This window comes from Klebsiella sp. 141161 (assembly GCF_050600815.1).
Lineage (GTDB): Bacteria > Pseudomonadota > Gammaproteobacteria > Enterobacterales > Enterobacteriaceae > Klebsiella > Klebsiella aerogenes.
Genome location: NZ_JAQIRN010000008.1, coordinates 48666 through 67870, shown reverse-complemented (window position 1 = coordinate 67870; position 19205 = coordinate 48666). Strand labels below are relative to the sequence as shown.

Annotated in this window: 21 protein-coding genes; 14 read left to right on the top strand and 7 right to left on the bottom strand. The window is 50.0% G+C overall.

The window, feature by feature from the left end; genetic code table 11:
- Positions 1 to 4: 4 nt before the first annotated feature.
- Positions 5 to 982, bottom strand: coding sequence for an elongation factor P--(R)-beta-lysine ligase (gene epmA, locus PGR79_RS19515; protein ID WP_015368646.1), 978 nt, complete (start codon positions 980 to 982; stop codon positions 5 to 7).
- A gap of 277 nt (positions 983 to 1259) precedes the next feature.
- On the opposite strand from epmA, the gene frdA reads away from it, so the two are divergent.
- The 5 genes from frdA (at position 1260) to PGR79_RS19490 (ending at position 5197) form a co-directional block, all read left to right on the top strand.
- The gene (frdA, locus tag PGR79_RS19510) at positions 1260 to 3050 is read left to right on the top strand and encodes a fumarate reductase (quinol) flavoprotein subunit (protein ID WP_113374740.1); all 1791 of its coding nucleotides are present in this window, start codon (positions 1260 to 1262) and stop codon (positions 3048 to 3050) included.
- A complete protein-coding gene (gene frdB / locus PGR79_RS19505; RefSeq protein ID WP_087859210.1) occupies positions 3043 to 3777 on the top strand; it encodes a fumarate reductase iron-sulfur protein in 735 nt (244 codons plus the stop codon). The genes frdA and frdB overlap by 8 nt, the downstream gene beginning before the upstream one ends.
- A gap of 10 nt (positions 3778 to 3787) precedes the next feature.
- Positions 3788 to 4183, top strand: coding sequence for a fumarate reductase subunit FrdC (gene frdC / locus PGR79_RS19500; protein WP_045362549.1), 396 nt, complete (start codon positions 3788 to 3790; stop codon positions 4181 to 4183).
- Between the two features lie 10 nt (positions 4184 to 4193).
- Positions 4194 to 4553: a fumarate reductase subunit FrdD gene (gene frdD, locus PGR79_RS19495; RefSeq protein ID WP_015368650.1), complete on the top strand. Its 360-nt coding sequence runs from the start codon at positions 4194 to 4196 to the stop codon at positions 4551 to 4553.
- Between the two features lie 113 nt (positions 4554 to 4666).
- A complete protein-coding gene (locus PGR79_RS19490; protein WP_430922319.1) occupies positions 4667 to 5197 on the top strand; it encodes a lipocalin family protein in 531 nt (176 codons plus the stop codon).
- Here the strand turns inward: PGR79_RS19490 and sugE are convergent.
- The 4 genes from sugE to efp form a co-directional block, all read right to left on the bottom strand.
- The gene (gene sugE / locus PGR79_RS19485; RefSeq protein WP_015368652.1) at positions 5194 to 5511 is read right to left on the bottom strand and encodes a quaternary ammonium compound efflux SMR transporter SugE; all 318 of its coding nucleotides are present in this window, start codon (positions 5509 to 5511) and stop codon (positions 5194 to 5196) included. The two genes, PGR79_RS19490 and sugE, sit on opposite strands and share 4 nt — an antisense overlap.
- 138 nt (positions 5512 to 5649) lie before the next feature.
- Positions 5650 to 5796: a lipoprotein toxin entericidin B gene (gene ecnB, locus PGR79_RS19480; RefSeq protein ID WP_015368653.1), complete on the bottom strand. Its 147-nt coding sequence runs from the start codon at positions 5794 to 5796 to the stop codon at positions 5650 to 5652.
- A gap of 151 nt (positions 5797 to 5947) precedes the next feature.
- Positions 5948 to 6079, bottom strand: coding sequence for an entericidin A/B family lipoprotein (locus PGR79_RS19475; protein ID WP_087859224.1), 132 nt, complete (start codon positions 6077 to 6079; stop codon positions 5948 to 5950).
- 64 nt (positions 6080 to 6143) lie between these two features.
- Complete coding sequence (efp, locus tag PGR79_RS19470) at positions 6144 to 6710, bottom strand: elongation factor P (protein ID WP_003855940.1); 567 nt, start codon at positions 6708 to 6710, stop codon at positions 6144 to 6146.
- 42 nt (positions 6711 to 6752) lie between these two features.
- On the opposite strand from efp, the gene epmB reads away from it, so the two are divergent.
- Positions 6753 to 7784 carry an EF-P beta-lysylation protein EpmB gene (epmB, locus tag PGR79_RS19465; protein WP_113374739.1) on the top strand — a complete coding sequence of 344 codons (1032 nt, stop codon included), beginning with the start codon at positions 6753 to 6755 and terminating at the stop codon, positions 7782 to 7784.
- Between the two features lie 164 nt (positions 7785 to 7948).
- Here the strand turns inward: epmB and PGR79_RS19460 are convergent, their stop codons facing one another.
- A complete protein-coding gene (locus PGR79_RS19460) occupies positions 7949 to 8506 on the bottom strand; it encodes a winged helix-turn-helix domain-containing protein (protein WP_087859212.1) in 558 nt (185 codons plus the stop codon).
- A 501-nt stretch (positions 8507 to 9007) separates the two neighbouring features.
- Between PGR79_RS19460 and PGR79_RS19455 the strand changes: the two genes are divergently transcribed.
- The 8 genes from PGR79_RS19455 to yjeJ all read left to right on the top strand — a co-directional run bounded on the left by PGR79_RS19455 (position 9008) and on the right by yjeJ (position 18788).
- Entirely contained in the window at positions 9008 to 9571 is a 564-nt protein-coding gene (locus tag PGR79_RS19455; protein ID WP_113374738.1) for a fimbrial protein, read from the top strand.
- A gap of 56 nt (positions 9572 to 9627) precedes the next feature.
- Positions 9628 to 10314 carry a fimbrial biogenesis chaperone gene (locus PGR79_RS19450; RefSeq protein WP_113374737.1) on the top strand — a complete coding sequence of 229 codons (687 nt, stop codon included), beginning with the start codon at positions 9628 to 9630 and terminating at the stop codon, positions 10312 to 10314.
- Positions 10315 to 10349: 35 nt separating this feature from the next.
- Entirely contained in the window at positions 10350 to 12893 is a 2544-nt protein-coding gene (locus tag PGR79_RS19445; protein WP_113374736.1) for a fimbria/pilus outer membrane usher protein, read from the top strand.
- Between the two features lie 23 nt (positions 12894 to 12916).
- A complete protein-coding gene (locus tag PGR79_RS19440) occupies positions 12917 to 13933 on the top strand; it encodes a fimbrial protein (protein WP_113374735.1) in 1017 nt (338 codons plus the stop codon).
- 132 nt (positions 13934 to 14065) lie between these two features.
- On the top strand, positions 14066 to 14437 hold the full coding sequence (locus PGR79_RS19435; protein ID WP_045396432.1) for a hypothetical protein: 372 nt from the start codon (positions 14066 to 14068) through the stop codon (positions 14435 to 14437).
- A gap of 71 nt (positions 14438 to 14508) precedes the next feature.
- Positions 14509 to 15798 (top strand): HlyD family secretion protein, encoded by a 1290-nt coding sequence (locus PGR79_RS19430; RefSeq protein WP_087859218.1) that lies wholly within the window; start codon positions 14509 to 14511, stop codon positions 15796 to 15798.
- The gene (locus tag PGR79_RS19425; protein ID WP_316425429.1) at positions 15791 to 17914 is read left to right on the top strand and encodes a peptidase domain-containing ABC transporter; all 2124 of its coding nucleotides are present in this window, start codon (positions 15791 to 15793) and stop codon (positions 17912 to 17914) included. Before PGR79_RS19430 ends, PGR79_RS19425 begins: the two co-directional genes overlap by 8 nt.
- 10 nt (positions 17915 to 17924) lie before the next feature.
- Positions 17925 to 18788 (top strand): YjeJ family protein, encoded by an 864-nt coding sequence (yjeJ, locus tag PGR79_RS19420; protein WP_308958329.1) that lies wholly within the window; start codon positions 17925 to 17927, stop codon positions 18786 to 18788.
- Positions 18789 to 18830: 42 nt separating this feature from the next.
- Here yjeJ and PGR79_RS19415 read toward each other — a convergent pair whose 3' ends face one another.
- On the bottom strand, positions 18831 to 19184 hold the full coding sequence (locus tag PGR79_RS19415) for a DUF4156 domain-containing protein (RefSeq protein ID WP_015368664.1): 354 nt from the start codon (positions 19182 to 19184) through the stop codon (positions 18831 to 18833).
- Between the last annotated feature and the right edge of the window lie 21 nt (positions 19185 to 19205).

The following is a 19205-nucleotide window of genomic DNA, read 5'->3' as shown; positions in this document are numbered from 1 at the left end:
TTAATCAGGCGCGATCGACGGTGAATGAGATCACTTCGCCGATGGTCTCTACACCTAACGCCAGCATCACCAGGCGGTCTACACCCAGCGCGACGCCGGAACAATCCGGCAGTCCGGCTTCCAGCGCGGCCAGCAGGTTATAATCGATGGGCTGCTCCGGCAGGCCGCGGGCCGCACGTTTGCGGTTGTCCTGCTCAAAACGCTGCTGTTGTTCGCGTGCGTCGGTCAGCTCGTGGAAGCCGTTCGCCAGCTCCATCCCCTTGTAGTAGACCTCAAAGCGCTCGGCGACGCGGTGATCTTCGGTGCTGATCTGCGCCAACGAAGCCTGGCTTGCCGGGAAGTGATAGACGAAAGTCGGACGTTCTTTACCGATGTGCGGCTCTACGCCCATGGCGAACAGCAGCTGCAGCAGCGTATCGCGATCTTCTTCCGTATCGGCGATATTACTGAGATCGAGTTTTGCCGCCACTTCACGCAGCTGGGTTTTGTCCGCCGACAGCGGATCGATCTCCAGATAGCGCTGGAAGGCCTGTTGATAAGAGAGGCTTTCCGCGGGTTGGCACTCGAGCACCTGCTGCAGTAAATCGTCAACTTCGTTAATCAGACGATACATGTCGTAGCACGGACGGTACCACTCCAGCATGGTGAACTCTGGATTGTGGTGACGGCCCATCTCTTCATTGCGAAAGCTACGGCACAGTTGGAAAACCGGCCCGCACCCGGCGGCCAGCAGCCGCTTCATGTGGTATTCCGGGCTGGTCATCAGATACAGATTCAGACCCTGAGAGTGGCCGGGGCCGACGAAACGGGTTTCAAACGGGAACATGTGGATATCGGTCACCGTTGCCTGACTCATACAAGGCGTTTCCACCTCCAGCACGCCGCGGTCGGTAAAGAAACGGCGAATTTCCGCCATTACAGCCGCACGTTTTAACAGATTTGGAATGGATGCGCTCGGCTGCCAGGTTGCCGTCTCGCTCATGGTACTTTTCTCCGATTTCATACAAGGGCACGAAGTCTACTCGCAACCGTCGAGTGAAACAAATTTTGTGCAATCCGGCGGCGATATTACATCCTGATAATTTATTGCTAACTTAATTGCATAAATAAAATTGATAAATCAGCGCACGGATTGATAAAAAAATCGAACGCGTCAATTTTCCCCAACATCCCTATGGCTATACTCATTTACCTATAAAGGAGCAGTGATACTTTTTCGCCAGCCCGGCGGCGAAATACACAAAAACTGGAGGAATGTCGTGCAAACTTTTCAAGCCGATCTTGTCGTCATTGGCGCAGGCGGAGCAGGTCTTCGCGCAGCCATCGCCGCTGCGCAGGCTAATCCAAAAGCCAAAATCGCACTGATTTCAAAAGTCTATCCAATGCGTAGCCATACCGTCGCCGCCGAAGGCGGTTCTGCGGCGGTCGCGCAGGATCACGATAGCTTTGAATACCATTTTCACGACACCGTCGCCGGCGGCGACTGGCTCTGTGAACAGGATGTCGTAGACTATTTCGTACACCACTGCCCCACGGAAATGACCCAGCTTGAGCTGTGGGGCTGCCCGTGGAGCCGCCGTCCGGACGGCAGCGTCAACGTTCGCCGCTTCGGCGGGATGAAAATCGAACGTACATGGTTCGCCGCCGATAAAACCGGCTTCCATATGCTGCATACCCTCTTCCAGACCTCCCTCCAGTTCCCGCAAATTCAACGTTTCGACGAGCACTTCGTGCTGGATATTCTCGTCGATGACGGCCAGGCCCGCGGCCTGGTGGCAATGAATATGATGGAAGGCACGCTGGTGCAAATTCGCGCCAATGCGGTCGTCATGGCTACCGGCGGCGCTGGCCGCGTCTATCGCTATAACACCAACGGCGGCATCGTCACCGGCGATGGCATGGGCATGGCGCTGGGCCACGGCGTCCCGCTGCGCGACATGGAGTTCGTCCAGTATCACCCAACCGGCCTGCCGGGTTCGGGGATCCTGATGACCGAAGGCTGCCGCGGCGAAGGCGGTATTCTGGTGAATAAAAACGGCTACCGCTACCTGCAGGATTACGGTATGGGGCCGGAAACGCCGCTCGGCGAGCCGAAAAACAAATACATGGAACTCGGCCCGCGCGATAAAGTTTCTCAAGCCTTCTGGCACGAGTGGCGCAAAGGCAACACCATTTCGACGCCGCGCGGCGACGTGGTTTATCTCGACCTGCGCCATCTCGGCGAGAAGAAACTGCTTGAACGCCTACCGTTCATCTGCGAACTGGCGAAAGCCTATGTCGGCGTCGATCCGGTAAAAGAACCCATTCCGGTGCGTCCGACCGCCCACTACACGATGGGAGGCATCGAAACTGACCAGCAGTGCGAAACCCGCATCAAGGGCCTGTTCGCCGTCGGCGAATGTTCCTCCGTCGGTCTCCATGGCGCCAACCGTCTGGGATCCAACTCGCTTGCCGAGCTGGTGGTCTTTGGCCGCCTTGCCGGTGAGCAAGCCATGCAGCGCGCGATGGCCGCGGGCGAAGCTAACAACGCGGCGCTGGATGCGCAGGTCAACGACGTTGAAAACCGTCTTAAAGACCTCGTTAACCAGCAAGGCAATGAAAACTGGGCCAAAATCCGCGATGAAATGGGTATGTCGATGGAAGAAGGCTGCGGTATCTATCGCACGCCGGAGCTGATGCAAAAAACCATCGATAAGCTGGCCGAGCTGCAGGAGCGCTTTAAGCGCGTGCGTATCACCGACACCTCCAGCGTATTCAATACCGACCTGCTCTACACCATTGAGCTGGGCCATGGTCTCAACGTCGCCGAATGTATGGCGCACTCCGCTATCGCGCGTAAAGAGTCCCGCGGCGCCCACCAACGTCTCGATGAAGGCTGTACTGAACGCGACGACGTCAATTTCCTCAAGCATACGCTGGCCTTCCGTGAGGCCGACGGCAGCACGCGTCTGGAGTATGGCGATGTGAAGATCACCACTCTGCCGCCGGCTAAACGCGTGTATGGCGCCGAAGCGGAAGCCGCTGAGAAGAAGGAGACGACCCATGGCTGAGATGAACAAACTGAAAATTGAAGTGGTGCGCTACAACCCGGAAGTCGATACCGCGCCGCACAGCGCTTTCTATGAAGTCCCCTACGACGAACAAACCTCGCTGCTCGACGCGCTGGGCTATATCAAAGACAACCTCGCGCCGGATTTAAGCTACCGCTGGTCGTGCCGCATGGCGATCTGCGGCTCTTGCGGCATGATGGTCAACAAGGTGCCAAAACTGGCCTGTAAAACCTTCCTGCGCGACTATACCAAAGGGTTGAAGGTAGAAGCGCTGGCCAACTTCCCGATCGAGCGCGATCTGGTGGTCGATATGACCCACTTTATCGAAAGTCTGGAAGCGATTAAGCCGTATATCATCGGAAATAACCGCACGCCGGAGCAGGGGCCGAATAAGCAGACTCCCGCGCAGATGGCGAAATACCATCAGTTCTCCGGCTGCATCAACTGCGGTTTGTGCTATGCCGCCTGTCCGCAATTTGGTCTGAACCCGGAGTTCATCGGCCCGGCGGCGATCACCCTCGCCCATCGCTACAACGAAGACAGCCGCGACCACGGCAAAAAGGAACGTATGGCGCAGCTTAACGGCCAGAACGGCGTGTGGAGCTGTACGTTTGTCGGCTTCTGCTCCGAAGTTTGCCCGAAGCATGTCGATCCGGCGGCCGCCATTCAGCAGGGCAAGGTAGAAAGTTCGAAAGACTTCCTGATCGCCACCCTGAAACCACGCTAAGGAGTGCACTATGACGACTAAACGCAAACCCTACGTGCGGCCCATGACCTCCACCTGGTGGAAGAAGCTGCCATTTTATCGCTTCTATATGCTGCGTGAAGGGACGGCGGTGCCGACGGTCTGGTTCAGCATCGTGCTGATTTACGGCCTGTTCGCCCTTAAGCACGGCGCCGAAAGCTGGGATGGCTATGTGGCATTCCTGCAAAACCCGATTGTGGTGATCCTCAACCTGATCACCCTGGCAGCGGCGCTGCTGCACACCAAAACCTGGTTTGAGCTGGCGCCGAAAGCCGCCAACATCATTATTAAAGGCGAGAAAATGGGGCCTGAGCCGCTGATTAAAGGGCTGTGGGCGGTAACGGCGCTGGTTAGCATCGTGATCCTGTTTGTCGCGTTGTTCTGGTAAGGAGGCTGATATGATTAATCCCAATCCCAAACGTTCCGATGAACCGGTGTTCTGGGGGCTGTTTGGCGCAGGCGGCATGTGGGGGGCGATTATCGCGCCGGTGATGGTGCTACTGGTCGGCATTCTGCTGCCGCTGGGACTCGCCCCTGGCGATGCTTTTAGCTACGAACGCGTTTACGCCTTCGCCCATAGCTTCATCGGCCGCCTTTTCATCTTTCTGATGATTGTTCTGCCGCTGTGGTGCGGCCTGCACCGTATCCACCATGCGATGCATGATCTGAAAATCCACGTACCGAACGGCAAATGGGTCTTCTATGGCCTGGCGGCGATTTTAACCGTCGTTACCCTGGTCGGCGTGTTATTTATCTGATGCGACATCTCGCCCGGTAGCAATCTGTTACCGGGCTCGCTTATCGACAAAATCTCCCTACTTTTTTCCTGCCGCTATCTACACTTAGAGAAAAAGCGGTAAGGAAGGTACCTATGCGTCTGCTGCCAGTGTTAACCGTGGTTATCGCGTCGTTGCTGAGCGTTGCGTGCAGCAATCCCGTTCCTCCCGCTGGCGTGACCGTCGTCAGCCCATTCGAAAGCCAACGCTTCCTCGGCACCTGGTATGAAATAGGCCGCTTCGATCATCATTTCGAAAGCGGACTGGAAAAGGTTACGGCGACTTACAGCCTGCGCGGCGATGGCGGCATTGATGTGGTCAATAAAGGTTATAACCCTGACCGCGGCATCTGGCAGAAAACAGACGGCGTGGCCTGGTTCACCGGCGATCCGAACCGCGCGGCGCTAAAAGTCTCGTTCTTCGGCCCTTTCTATGGCGGCTACAACGTGATTGCGCTGGATAAAGAGTACCGCCATGCGCTGGTTTGCGGGCCGGATCGCGATTACCTGTGGCTACTGGCGCGTACGCCGAAGATTTCGCCGCAGGTAAAACAGCAGATGCTGGATATCGCCACCCGGCAGGGCTTCGACGTGAGCAAACTGATTTGGGTTAACCAGCGCTATTAATGTGCGCTGATTTTCAGCCCGATAATGCCGATGACGATACAAGCCAGGCTTGCGATACGCATCGGGCTTGCGGATTCACCCAGCAGCACGATGCCGGTTATCGCTGCGCCTACGGCGCCGATCCCGGTCCACACCGCATAGGCGGTACCCACCGGCAGTGATTTCATCGCCCACGATAGCAGCGCCATACTGACGACCATAGCGGCGATGGTAATCACGCTTGGCAGCAGACGGCTAAACCCATGGGTGTATTTGAGGCCGACGGCCCACACGACTTCCAGCAAACCGGCGATAAAGAGAATGATCCAGGACATATGGCTCCAGTAATGGGGCCGTCCCCGAATGAGATACGCTCACGGGTCGTCCCGCAAGGTGGTTGAAAACGCCGGGATTATAAACAACGGCGCCGTGAATGTGAAGACCGGTACGGCGCGAGGCCGTACCGGTAATGTTTAATTCTGAGCTTTGGTCGCCGCACCAGAGATAGCGCTGCCGCCGTCAGAAATGTCTTCACCGATACCACGCGTGGTGTTACATGCGGTGAGCACGGAGGAAAGGACCAAAACAGTAAAGAACGCCGCAATCGTTTTTTTCACCATAATATCATCCTTATAAACAGTTTTTGTTTTCTTGCCCTATAAGCATAGCCAAACTGATTCAGAATGAAGGGATAGTCGCGTTTTTTAAGAGAAAAAGAGGTTCAGGCTGAACTGCGCAAAATGAATTGCAGGGAAGGCAGATGAAATGAGACTAGCTGACGGCGTGAGAAATCGCGTGCCCTAACCCCTGGATATCTTCGCCAAAACCGCGGGCGGTATTACATCCAGTAAGCAGCGCGCCGCTGAGCAGCAGCAAAATGAGAAATTTGAGCGTCCGGTTCATGTTAATCCTGACATGAAACTGGAGGCGCAGCAGCATGGCTGCGCCCACCGTCTCACAGCATGAATTACTTCACGCGAGATACGTATTCGCCGGAGCGGGTATCTACTTTGATGACTTCGCCAATCTGAACGAACAGCGGAACTTTAACCACAGCGCCAGTGGACAGAGTCGCCGGCTTGCCGCCAGTACCTGCGGTGTCGCCTTTCAGACCTGGATCGGTTTCAACGATTTCCAGTTCAACGAAGTTCGGCGGCGTGACAGCGATAGGCTGACCGTTCCACAGGGTCACGATGCACTCAGCCTGATCCAGCAGCCATTTCGCGTTGTCGCCGATAGCTTTAGCATCAGCGGACAGCTGTTCGAAGGTTTCGTTGTTCATGAAGTGCCAGAACTCACCATCGTTGTACAGGTAAGTCAGGTTCATATCGACAACGTCCGCGCCTTCTGCAGAGTCGGTGGACTTGAACGTTTTTTCTACACGGGTGCCGGTCAGCAGACGACGCAGCTTAACGCGTGCGAATGCCTGACCTTTACCTGGTTTAACGAATTCACTGGCTTCAACCGCATACGGTTCACCATCCATCATGATTTTAAGACCAGCACGAAAATCGTTGCTATAGTAAGTCGCCATAAGGCCCTCTGAAATTGTTTAACTTGGTAGCTAAGCCACAAAATGGCGCATATTGTAACCCTAAATACCCCATCCAGAGAAGATTGGATCACGCAACTTGCCGATGTTGTGACCAGTCCCGATGAACTATTGCATCTTTTAGATCTGGAAACAGATGCAAACCTATTGGCGGGACGTGATGCGAAGCGTCTCTTCGCGCTGCGCGTACCGCGCGCGTTTATTGCACGTATGGAAAAGGGCAACCCAAACGATCCCCTTCTTCGTCAGGTACTTACCGCACAAGAAGAGTTTGTTGCCGCCCCTGGTTTTTCCACCGATCCGCTGGAAGAACAACACAGCGTTGTACCAGGCCTGCTGCATAAATATAGCAACCGGGCGCTATTGCTGGTGAAAGGAGGCTGTGCGGTCAACTGCCGCTACTGCTTCCGCCGCCACTTCCCCTATGCCGAGAACCAGGGCAATAAACGCAACTGGCAGGCAGCGCTCGAGTACATTGCCGCCAATCCGCAGCTTGATGAAATTATTTTTTCCGGCGGCGATCCGTTGATGGCCAAAGACCACGAACTGGATTGGTTACTGACGCAACTGGAAGCTATCCCGCATATTAAACGGTTACGCATCCATAGCCGCTTGCCGATTGTCATTCCGGCGCGGATCACCGAAGGGCTGGCGGCTCGCTTTAACGCCTCCTCGCTGCAGATCCTGTTGGTTAACCATATCAATCATGCCAATGAGATCGGCCCGGAATTTCGGGCGGCAATGGCGCTGCTACGGCAAGCGCGCGTGACGCTGCTCAACCAAAGCGTCCTGCTGCGCGGCGTTAACGACAACGCACAAACCCTGGCGGACCTCAGCAACGCGCTGTTCGATGCCGGGGTGATGCCCTACTACCTGCACGTGCTTGATAAAGTCCAGGGCGCAGCCCACTTCATGGTCGAAGACGAGGAGGCCCGGGCAATCATGCGTAAGCTATTAACGCTGGTATCCGGATATATGGTGCCAAGGCTGGCACGTGAAATCGGCGGCGAACCGAGTAAAACGCCGCTGGATTTAGGTTTAAAGCAACAAAACTAAGTTTTTCTGCCGGCCCTGTCCGGCAGATACTTAAATGACAAGTATGTTCGCCTGGCAAATAAAAGATATAACATTTTTCACCAGCGTTATCCAGAAAGCGGTGTTTGCTTAACATTTATAATTATATATACGCGTATCTATTAAATGATGCGCTAATAGAGCATCTAAAAAAGCAGTGAAAGTATATTAGTTGCGACCATAACAATAAACATCACCACGATCCATTTAGGTAATTTAAACGTAGTTCCTCTGCGACTTTCGCTTCGATTAGCATTAACGGTATTTTTAACTTCGTACATTTCGCTCTCTATGCTCTCCCTATCACTTGCAGAATCATCTACATTCGTTGATGGGCTCGCTATTATCTCTTGCGTTGTGGTAACTGGAGTGATTACCGCATCCGTGGCAAGGATAAACCCGCGCTGCCTGACGGTAATAATGATATCCTGAGATAGTCCGGCCTTTACCAGTGATTTTCTGAGCAATGAGATATTTTGGTAAAACGTGTTTTGCGCAACTATTACCCCCCTTGTTTTCCAGACAGTTTCCAGAAATTCCTCACGTGAAATGATCCTGCCATTACTTTCTATCAGCAACAATAAACAACGCGCCGTTGGTCCATTTAAGTTAACGGTAGTGCCATTTTCATTAACAGTTCGCAACTCACTCATATTCACGTCAAAAATAACTTCATCATTAATGATGAATTCACTAAATGCCATAATGTCTTCCCTTTTTCATTAGCTATGTGAAATAAACATGAAATTAATGAAATCCCATCTTTAATGTTGCGCGAATAGCCTTGAACAGGCCTGCTATTAGATGGCTTCATATATCAATCATTGAGTCTCGATTTTGCATCAAAGATAAGACTAACATGATATTTAAACTGAATGGAAGCCAGAGATACCGCACAACATTCATCGAATCAACGCTATCACTTATAGTTCGAATAAAAATGTGAATCGTTCCTTTAGTCATTAAAAAGATTATTCAATTAAAATTCACATGCATTTTCACCAACGGCGAATTAGATTCCTCAGTGCTCCCGTCTTAAGCTAAATGCAGGCTAACACCTGCTTATTAGCGTAAGGGACAACAAGGAGTACAGAGATGGGATAGTGTAGTTCTTGGGGCAATTATTGAATTATTAGACCAACCAATAATTAGCAATTAGAGCGATATCTATTTCAAGGATTACGTATTTATACATGGACAAATAAATGAAAAAAACAATCGTAGCTGTAATGGTTGCTGCATCTGCAGTTCTGAGTGCTCAGGCAATGGCCGCTAACACTGCTGAAGTGACCGTTCTGGGTGAAGTCAATGACTCCTCCGCTTCTTGCGTAGTCACCCCGACTGGTACTCTGAACAACGGCATCGTTCGTCTGACTTCTGTTACCACCAGCGAAGCGAACGCTCAGGCTGCAAACACCCTTTTCAAAAGCCAGAAGTTTGGTTTTGATGTTTCTGATTGCGCCCAAGGCAGCAAAGATCCGGCAACTGGCCTGACTGTTGCTGTTACTGGTACCACCAGCAGCAACGCGACCATTCTGGACAACACCGCTGACGACGGCGCTGCCGGTATCGGTATCGGTATCGCGAAAGTCAGCGATGGTTCTCGCGTAGCCTTCGATGGTTCCCAAACCATGTCCGAAACCTACACTGACGGTTCCGTCACTTCCCTGAACTACTACGCTGGTTATGTGAAAGTAAATGCCACAACTGCTGTAACCGAAGGTCCGGTTAAAGGCGTTGCAACCTTTACTATCGACTACACCATCTAATTCTATTTTAGAGGGCTCGCCATCTGGCGAGCCCTTTTTCCGTTTAGAGAAATGCTATGTCAAGCACCTTATTTAAACTTTTCATTCCCTTTTTTTTATTGATTAGCGGTATTGCACATGCTGGTATCGTTATCGAGTCAACTCGCTATCTTTACAAAGAGGGCGCTCGCGAAATCACCGCGCAGATTGAGAACAAAGACGGTATTCCTTACTTAATTAAGTCGTGGATTGAGACCCCAAAAGGGCAAATACCCTCTTTCACGGCGACTCCGCCACTATTCCGACTCGAAGCAAAACAGCAAAATACCGTGCGTTTGTTTTCAACCAATAATGTTACTGCGCCAACAGATCGAGAATCTATATTTTATTTCAATATTATGGCTATCCCGCCAGCTGATGACACCAATGCCAAAAACAATACGATTCAGCTAGCGGTTCGCCACCGTATGCGTCTGGTATACCGGCCAAAATCGCTGTTTGATATGAAGCCAAATACAGAAGCGGCAAAACTCCAATGGCGTAAATCAGGCAATAAATTGTTCATTAACAATCCGACACCTTTTTTCTATTACTTCAACACAATAAAAATAGGTAACACCGAAATAAAAAATGAAGTAAACACCGTCCCTCCGATGGAAACAAAAGAAGTCACGTTAAAGGAAAGTGTCAATGCATCAAGCGTGACATGGAAAATAGTTAATGATTATGGTGGGGCCGGATCGCTCTATTCATCACCGTTGTAATTTGGAATTTTTATTAACGTTATAGGGATGTGTCTATGCAAAATAAAAATAAAGAGCTATTCAAACTATCAACGCTCTGCATCACGTTGTTGCCAGCGTTTTTTTGTGGTTTGGATAATAAAGCGCAAGCACGTGATTTCTTCGATCCCTCATTCATCAATTCATTGAATGGTAGCGATCCTTCAAACGCCCCAGACTTATCTGTTTTTGAAGCCAGGAACGCTCAGGCGCCCGGAGATTATCGGGTTGACATTGTTTTCAACGGCCAATATCTGGATACCCGTACTATCAAATTTGTTATTGATAGTCATAGTGCTGATAAGAGTGATGATATCAAATTAACCCCCTGTTTCACGCTTAAAGACCTGGCGGAATATGGTGTCAGAGTGAAATCCTTCCCAGCTCTGAAAGAAGATACCAATAACTGCGTTAACCTAACGGTCATACCGGATACAAAAGCGGATTTCGATTTTACTGCACAACGGTTAAATATCTCCATACCACAAGCGGCATTATCCACCGTCGTGCAAGGATTTATTCCGGAAGATCAATTTGATGAAGGTATTAACGCGCTGTTAATGAATTACCAGTTCAGCGGCTCGAATGATTTCGAATCAGAAGATGAATACTATAGCCTTAACCTCCAGTCCGGTTTAAATCTTGGTCCATGGCGTATCCGAAATCTGAGCACCTGGAATAAAACGAAAGGAGAATCCAGCGACTGGGAATCAGCTTACCTGTACATGCAGCGCAGCATTCGCCCTCTTAATAGTAATCTGGTAATGGGTGAAAGCTCCTCGCTCTCCGGTATTTTTGATAGCGTGCCGTTTACCGGGATTCAAATGGCAACGGATACCTCCATGCTGCCGGAGAGCCTTCGCGGCTATGCGCCAATTATCCGAGGGATTGCAAAAACCAACGCCAGGGTGATTGTTAAGCAGAATGGCTACCAGGTATATCAGACCTACGTCGCCCCCGGCGCCTTTGAAATTACCGATATGTACCCAAGCGGCGGTAGCGGCGATCTGTACGTAACGGTAGAAGAATCGGATGGCTCAAAGCAAGAATTCATCGTGCCGTTCGCTACGCTGCCGGTCATGGTGCGCGAAGGCCAGCTACAGTATGAAATCACCTCTGGTAAATATCGTCCTTATGATGGCGGAGTTGACGAAACGCCATTCACCCAAGCGACAATAAGCTATGGTGTATCCAGTAGCCTGACGGCCTACGGCGGGATGCAAATGGCCTCGCACTATCAAGCATTATCATCCGGTCTAGGCTATAACCTCGGTGATTTTGGCGCGGCTTCAGCAGACGTCACTCAAGCCTGGTCAAAGATCCAGGATCAAGAAAAGACGTCGGGTCAGTCCTGGCGTATCCGCTACGGCAAAAACATCCTTGATACCGGTACTAACATTACTATCGCGGGTTACCGATACTCTACCAAAGGCTTTAACACCCTGTCAGAGGTGTTCGATAGTTATTCAAACGACGGCAGCTATACCACCCGCTCACTGCGCAACCGTACCAACCTGACGCTTAATCAAAGCTTAGGTAAAGGGCTCGGTAGTCTCTCTATTAGCGGTCTGGTAGAAGATTATTGGGATGATAAACGCACCAATAAATCTATCAGCGTTGGCTATAACGGTGGCTTTAAAAACGTGAACTTCTACCTGGGTTATAGCTATAGCCGCTATACCTGGAGCAGCAATAGCGCGAATAAAGATACCCAGGACGATCAACGTATCACCCTAACGGTTACTTTACCGATCGGCAACTGGCTTCCTGGCACCTATACCAGTTACCAGCTCACCAATAGCAACCCAGGCTCAACGGATCAATCGGTTGCTATCGGCGGCGTCGGGCTGGAAAACGATAGTCTGGACTGGAGTATTCAGCAAGGATACAGCAACCGCGAGTATTACAGCGGCGACATGCGCGCCACCTATAACAGTTCTCAGGGGAGTGTTAACGCCGGTTACAGCTACGATCGCGATAGCCAACGCATTGATTATGGCGCCAACGGCAGCATTATCGCGCACGCTGACGGCATCACTTTAGGTCAGGACATCACCGATGCTGCCGTACTGGTTAAAGCTCCGGGGCTGGATGACGTCAAACTGACGACCGATAACACCATTTCGACCGACTATCGCGGCTATGCCATCGTGCCTTACGTTACCCCTTATCGTCGCACCGATATCACTCTCGACACCGCCACGCTTGGCGATGATATGGAACTACCGGAAACAACGCAAACCGTGGTGCCGACTCGCGGCGCTATTGTGCGGGCCAACTACGACGGCAAGATTGGGCAACGTGCCTTTATTCATCTTAAAACCGCCAGCGGTCAGGACATTCCCTATGGAGCGATGGTCTTACTGGCTGGTGATGCGAAAAGCCAGGCAAGTATCGTTAGCGATGCCGGGATGGTCTATATGTCCGGACTGCAGCCAACCGGGACGCTCAACGTTCAGTGGGGAAAAAGTAGTTCCCAGCAGTGTCATGCCCCCTTCACGTTACCGCCGCGGGAAGGCAAAACCGCTGGCTTAAACCAGGTCGAAGCGGTGTGTCGCTAGCCATCATTTAAGGACAAATATTGATGAAGAGAATATTTATTCTATTAATGCTTTTAGTTATCGGTGGTGAGACGGCTGCAAAATGTAGTTACTCAGGTAGCATCCAGCGGCAAGCATTTACTATTAGAGCAAAAATACCGACAGACGACTCAATTCCAGTGGGCAGCATATTATATTCGACTAAATACGGCACTGGTAACTATAAAAACTTCACATGCAGCCAGAAAGATAACGATCAGTATATTACGACTATCAGTACCGCTGAGGTCGCCGGCGTTACAGGAATGCATGGAATGCCGGTGTATGAAACCGGAATTGACGGTATTGGATTCCAGGTATCCGATCTGCTGGAAAGTAAAAATGGCGCACTGGTTCCTGCCGTTGCGGGTTCGGTACTGGTACCGTTTGAAAAAACCTCAGATAACTACTATAAGTTTGTCACCGTGTGGTTTATCAAAACAAAACAGGTCATTGATACTTCAGGGTCGGATTCAAACCCGTCAATAAGTTTCTCTGTCGGCAACCCTACAACCAACCCAAGCGCCAGTGATAGACTTTTATATACTACGACTATCAAACTGAAAAATACTACCTATCAGGCAACATCCTGTGATATATCGCCCTCCAGTTCACAGATAACGCTCGGTCGGATTAAAAAAAGCACGCTAATGTCGGTCTCCCGCGGCGGCGTGACACCAGAGCAAAAAAACATCTTATTAACCATTAACTGCCCAGCCGGTTCAATCGGTAATACGTTAATGTACTGGTTTAATCCGATAGGCACCGCCAGCGCATCTGGCGATGGCATCATTGATAATATGATAACCGATGATAGCGGCGCCAAAAATGTCGGTATCATTTTCAAACAAACTGGGACGCCTTTAGTTTTCTATGATATGGATAGCTATAGCTTCAACAGTGCAGCGACTTCGCAGGTCATCAACCTTACCGCTGACTACTATCGCCAAAGCAATAGTGTTGACGATATTACTAACGGTAAAGTTAAGGCAATGTTAGAGGTGGTAATACAGGAACAATAATATTAAGAAAATAGACATGAATTCACAAACAATTCATGTCTATTACATTGCTTAAAAAGCAATCGTCGCTTACATTTCTGCCCGACCTGTAATTAGGTCAATCCGTAATAATATTAATTTAAAGGAATAAATATGAAGCAATTAACAGTATTTGAGATGGAAGAGATCTCCGGAGGCTATTCATGGGATTTCTCTTCAATTTCTTCTACCGTGACATCTTTACTTGGTAATGCGGCTGAAGCCGCAGGCTCCGCAATCCTCGGATCCGTTATTGTCGGTGCAATTGGCGCCTCTGTTGGAGGAACATTAGGTGGGACAAATGGTGGGCTTTTAGGTTTCGGCCTGTTGGGTAACCTGGTTGGATTATTTGCTGGTGCAGCCGTCGGTGCAATTGCAGGTGCTGTCGGCGCCGTGGCAGTAGGCTGGGATAAGTGCATTGATTATTTAGGTCAACTTATCGACGCCGGGCTTGATGGTACCTTTGTACCTTGGCCATCATCGTAAATATCTTTTTACATAAACAAAGGCCATATTGGCCTTTGTTTCCCCGACTACTATAATCAGAATCATCATTCATGAATAATAAGCTTTATCGCAAGGAAGCGATCGAATACAAAAGAAATCACTGGAAGGGTAAAGCCTTATTGCTCGCTGGCTTACCTGCATGGTTGATTGCATTGTTATCGGCACTATTTCTCATTGCGCTTATTTGCGCACTCATTTTTTGTAAGTTCACCCAGCGCGTAGACGTTCAGGGCGAAGTCATCACCCTCCCTCATTCGATTAACGTCTTTGCGCCGCAGCAAGGATTTGTCGTTAAGCAATTCGTGAAAATTGGTGACGTCGTTAAAAAAAACCAACCGCTCTACGAAATTGATGTGTCCCGCAGCACCACCAGCGGCAATGTCAGTGCGGCGCAGATAGAAGTCATCAATGAAAAAATTGCCAACTCTGACGACATCATCAAAAAGCTGGAAGATAATAAAAGTCAGACATTAAATGCGCTAAATGCGCAGTTGAAAACCACTACTGACTCTCTGAAAGAGACCAACCGAATGCTGGTCAATACCCAGGTCGGTCTGAAAAAAATGCATGATAACCTTTCCAGCTACGATAAATACCTTAGCAATGGCCTGATAACAAAAGATCAGTATAACTATCAGCACTCTTTATACTTTCAACAGCAAAGCGCGTATCAATCTCTGGTTAGCCAGAAGATGCAACTGGAATCACAAATCACCCAGCTTAATAGCGATAAAATCACTAAAGCTGCTGATTTTGATAACCAAATATCCAGCCAGTACAACCAATCCAACGATTTTAAAAATCAACTCGTTGAATCCAACGCTAACGGTAACATTATTATTAAATCCACCAGCGATGGCAGAATTGAGTCACTTTCAGCTACCCAAGGACAAACCGTTGATAACGGCAGCAGCCTGGCACAGATAAAACCCACAGGAAACGTTGAGTATTTTCTTATCCTTTGGCTACCAAACAATACTATCCCCTATTTAAAAACTGGGGATACCATTAATATTCGCTATGATGCTTTCCCATCAGACAAATTCGGGCAATTCCCTGGAAAAATCATATCAATATCCTCAATGCCGGCATCACGACAAGAGATGTCTGAATATACCAACGTCAACAATGGTGGTAATCAGCAACAAGAACTGGCGCTGTATAAAGCAATCGTCAAAATTAAAGATAAACAGTTCGAATATGACGGGAAAAAGCTGAGTCTGTCCAACGGTCTTAAAGCACAAGCCGTTGTTTTTCTTGAAGAACGCCCTCTCTATATGTGGATGTTTACTCCGGTTTATAAGATTACTCAAAGCGTGAGCGGCCCGATTCATGACTAATGAACTGTTTGAGAAAATTACGGCGAAAGTTAATTTTTCAATACTGAAAAAGACGCCGGTCATATTACAATCCGAAGCCGCCGAATGCGGCATTGCCTGCCTGGCAATGATTTGCGGCCATTATGGCCTCGATATCGATCTCTTCAACTTCCGCCAGCGTTTTGGTAGCCCTTCTCAGGGGGTCACGCTGATGTCATTGAGCAAAACGGCGGAACATGCCGGCTTAAAAAGCCGGGCGCTGTCGCTCGATCTCGACGAAATCAGGCAATTAAAGCTACCCTGCGTTATCCACTGGGGAATGAACCACTACGTCGTGCTCACCAAAGTGCGAAAGTCCAGTTTTGTCGTCCACGATCCGGCGCTGGGTAAACGCATTATCGGCATTCAGGAAATGTCGAATAATTTTACCGGCATCGCCTTAGAGCTATGGCCCGATCAGAACTTTCAGCAGGAAAAAGCCAAATCTCGCCTGCGTTTGTTAGATCTGATGCGCAATATTGTTGGCTTAAAATCAGCGCTGCTGAAAATTTTCGCCTTCTCGGTGGTGGTTGAAGCTATCGGCTTACTGCTGCCGATAGGCACGCAGTTAGTCACTGACCACGTGATCATGGCCCACGATCAAAGCCTGCTCTCGGTTATCTGTATTGGCCTGGTTTTCTTTACCCTCTTCCGCACCTTTATCAGTATGCTGCGCGCATGGACTTCGCTGACGCTCAACACGCTGACCAATATTCAGTGGAAAACGACCCTTTTCGATCATTTGGCCAGCCTGCCGCTCTCTTTTTTTGAAAAGCGCCATCTGGGGGATATTCAGTCCCGTTTCTCATCGCTGGACACCATTCGCTCCACGTTCACTAATAGCATCGTCAGCGGCATTATCGATTCGATCATGACAATCGGGCTGCTGATTATGCTCACGCTGTACGGCGGTTGGCTAACATGGGTCGTCGTTGGCTTTACCTTATGCTACGCCATTATGCGTCTGGGAACTTATCGCTTCTATCGCCGCGTTGCTGAAGAGCAGGTAATCAAAGGTGCGCGTTCCAGTTCGCATTTTATGGAGTCGCTGTACGGTATTTCGACCATCAAAGCGCTGAATCTGAAAGAACGCCGCTCCCAGCACTGGCTGAATATCAATATCGATGCCTGTAATGCGGGGATCAAGCAAACCCGTTTCGACATGATGTTTAGCGGTATTAATACCTTCATTACCGCTATCGATCAGGTGGCGGTACTGTGGTTGGGCGCCATTATGGTTATTGATAATGAAATGACCCTCGGTATGTTTATGGCCTTTAACGCCTACCGCGGCCAGTTCTCCCAGCGCGCATCCAGCCTGGTTGACCTGACCATGCAGCTGCGCATGCTATCGCTGCATAACGAGCGTCTTTCAGAAATCGTCTTCAGCGAACCCGAGCAAGAATTACCATCACGGGACGTCTTCTCAAAAGATGCCGGCGCAAGACTTGAAGTCAAAAATCTCAGCTATCAGTACGATCCCTTTTCACAGCCGATTTTCTCAAACCTGAACATCACCGTTGAGCCGGGGGAATCCGTCGCGCTGGTCGGGCCGTCCGGCGTCGGTAAGACCACGCTATTGAAAGTGATGTGCGGGCTGCTCTCCCCCACCAGCGGAGACGTCTTCGCCGATAATCTCGATATCCAGAAGATAGGTCTCAATAACTATCGCCAGGGAACGGCCTGCGTATTGCAGGAGGATAGACTCTTTTCCGGTTCGCTTATCGATAATATCAGCGGCTTTGAAGACAACGCCGATGTGGATTTTGTTGTCGAATGCGCTAAACGCTGCAACATTCACGACGAAATTATGAAAATGCCGATGGGCTATGAAACCATCATCGGTGAGTTAGGCTTAGGCATTTCCGGGGGCCAGAAGCAACGTATTTTGATTGCTCGCGCGCTTTACCGTAAGCCGAGCATTCTGTTTATGGATGAGGCCACCAGCCATCTCGATTTAAGAAATGAGTCGGTCATTAACCAATCGATTTCAGGGCTCAGTATTACCCGCATCATCGTTGCCCACCGCCCGTCAACTATCGCCTCTGCCGATCGGGTTATTGATTTGTCGCAGTCCAAAATACCAATGCCAGCGTAAGGAGAAGAATATGCAAGGAACGTTTATTGGTTTTAACACCGCCGGAATTACCTATGAAGACCATTTCATGGCGCTGCTGCTGAAAGTACAAAACCAGAATGGCCTGTGTCGGACGTTCTATTTACAGGCGCCGGCGCTGGCTGACCTGCTCATGGTCCTGACAACTCGAATGTCTGTTTTCTTACAGCGCTTGCAGCAAAGCGACGATACGCTGAAAGAGGAGCTTATTGCCTACAATAATGAGCTCATCGCCAACACCCCGGCAGTCGATATGGTAGAGGTACAAAACCCCAATCCGGAGCTGCGGATCATGTCGATCACGTTGAAACCGGGGGTAAATGAGTCAACGCTGATCCTGATGCTGCAGAACGAGCAAATCGCGACATTACGGATTGACGACCGGCAGGTAGAGGCGTTGATTCTGGGTATCAATCAATCACTAAAAATGGTTGCTGATACGAAATTAAATGAGTACCTGGCGCTGGCTTTGGATTATGTACTGCTGTATACCGTCGATTTAACGACCCAACCTAACATTGAGTACCAGCAATATGCTCAGGAAGAGTGGAAGCTGAATTTGTTTAGCCACCATCTGGCCGTGTTATACAGCTACGAGCAGGAGGAGGGTAAAAAAGTACTCTCCGGTGCGGTGATTAAAACCAGCGCCGCGCATCAGTCCGATGTTGAAAAGAGTATCGTGCTGCGTCTGCTTGAAAAGAGTCAGAAGCTAAAACAGGTCCACAGCCAGCATACGCCGTATCAAATCTTCAGTAAGGTAATTCCATCCTCACCGGGACAAATGCTGACCAGAGATGAATGTATGCTGTCGCTGCGTGAATTCTACGTGGCTACCAAAGCAGCGCTTGAGGCATAAGTTGTTAAGCACTCTCTGCTTGTGCAGAGAGTGCTTAACGCATCAGTTCGGGCACTTATAAACCTGGCCGTTCATCTGGCTATCGGTCGGAACAAAGCTCGACAGCAGGTTTTGCGTCGGGCTGCTCACGCCATAAATGACGTTACCGCCCATGGCCGCAGCCTGGTTACGTAGGGCATTCGCCGCGCCGCGCATCGAGCCGCCTTCATCGCCATTCTGGCCTGACAGCCAGTTGCTTTGCGTACCGGTTGCCGTCCCTAACAGCTGGCATTCCGTTCCCGGTTTATCTTCAACAAAACGCACGCTCTGGCCGCCTGCGGTTAATTCGTTGCTGGAACTGCAACCCGCTAACAATAATGCTGCGCCGACAATCCCTGCTAAATATTTTACCTGCATGTTATTCCCCAATGAGCTGGA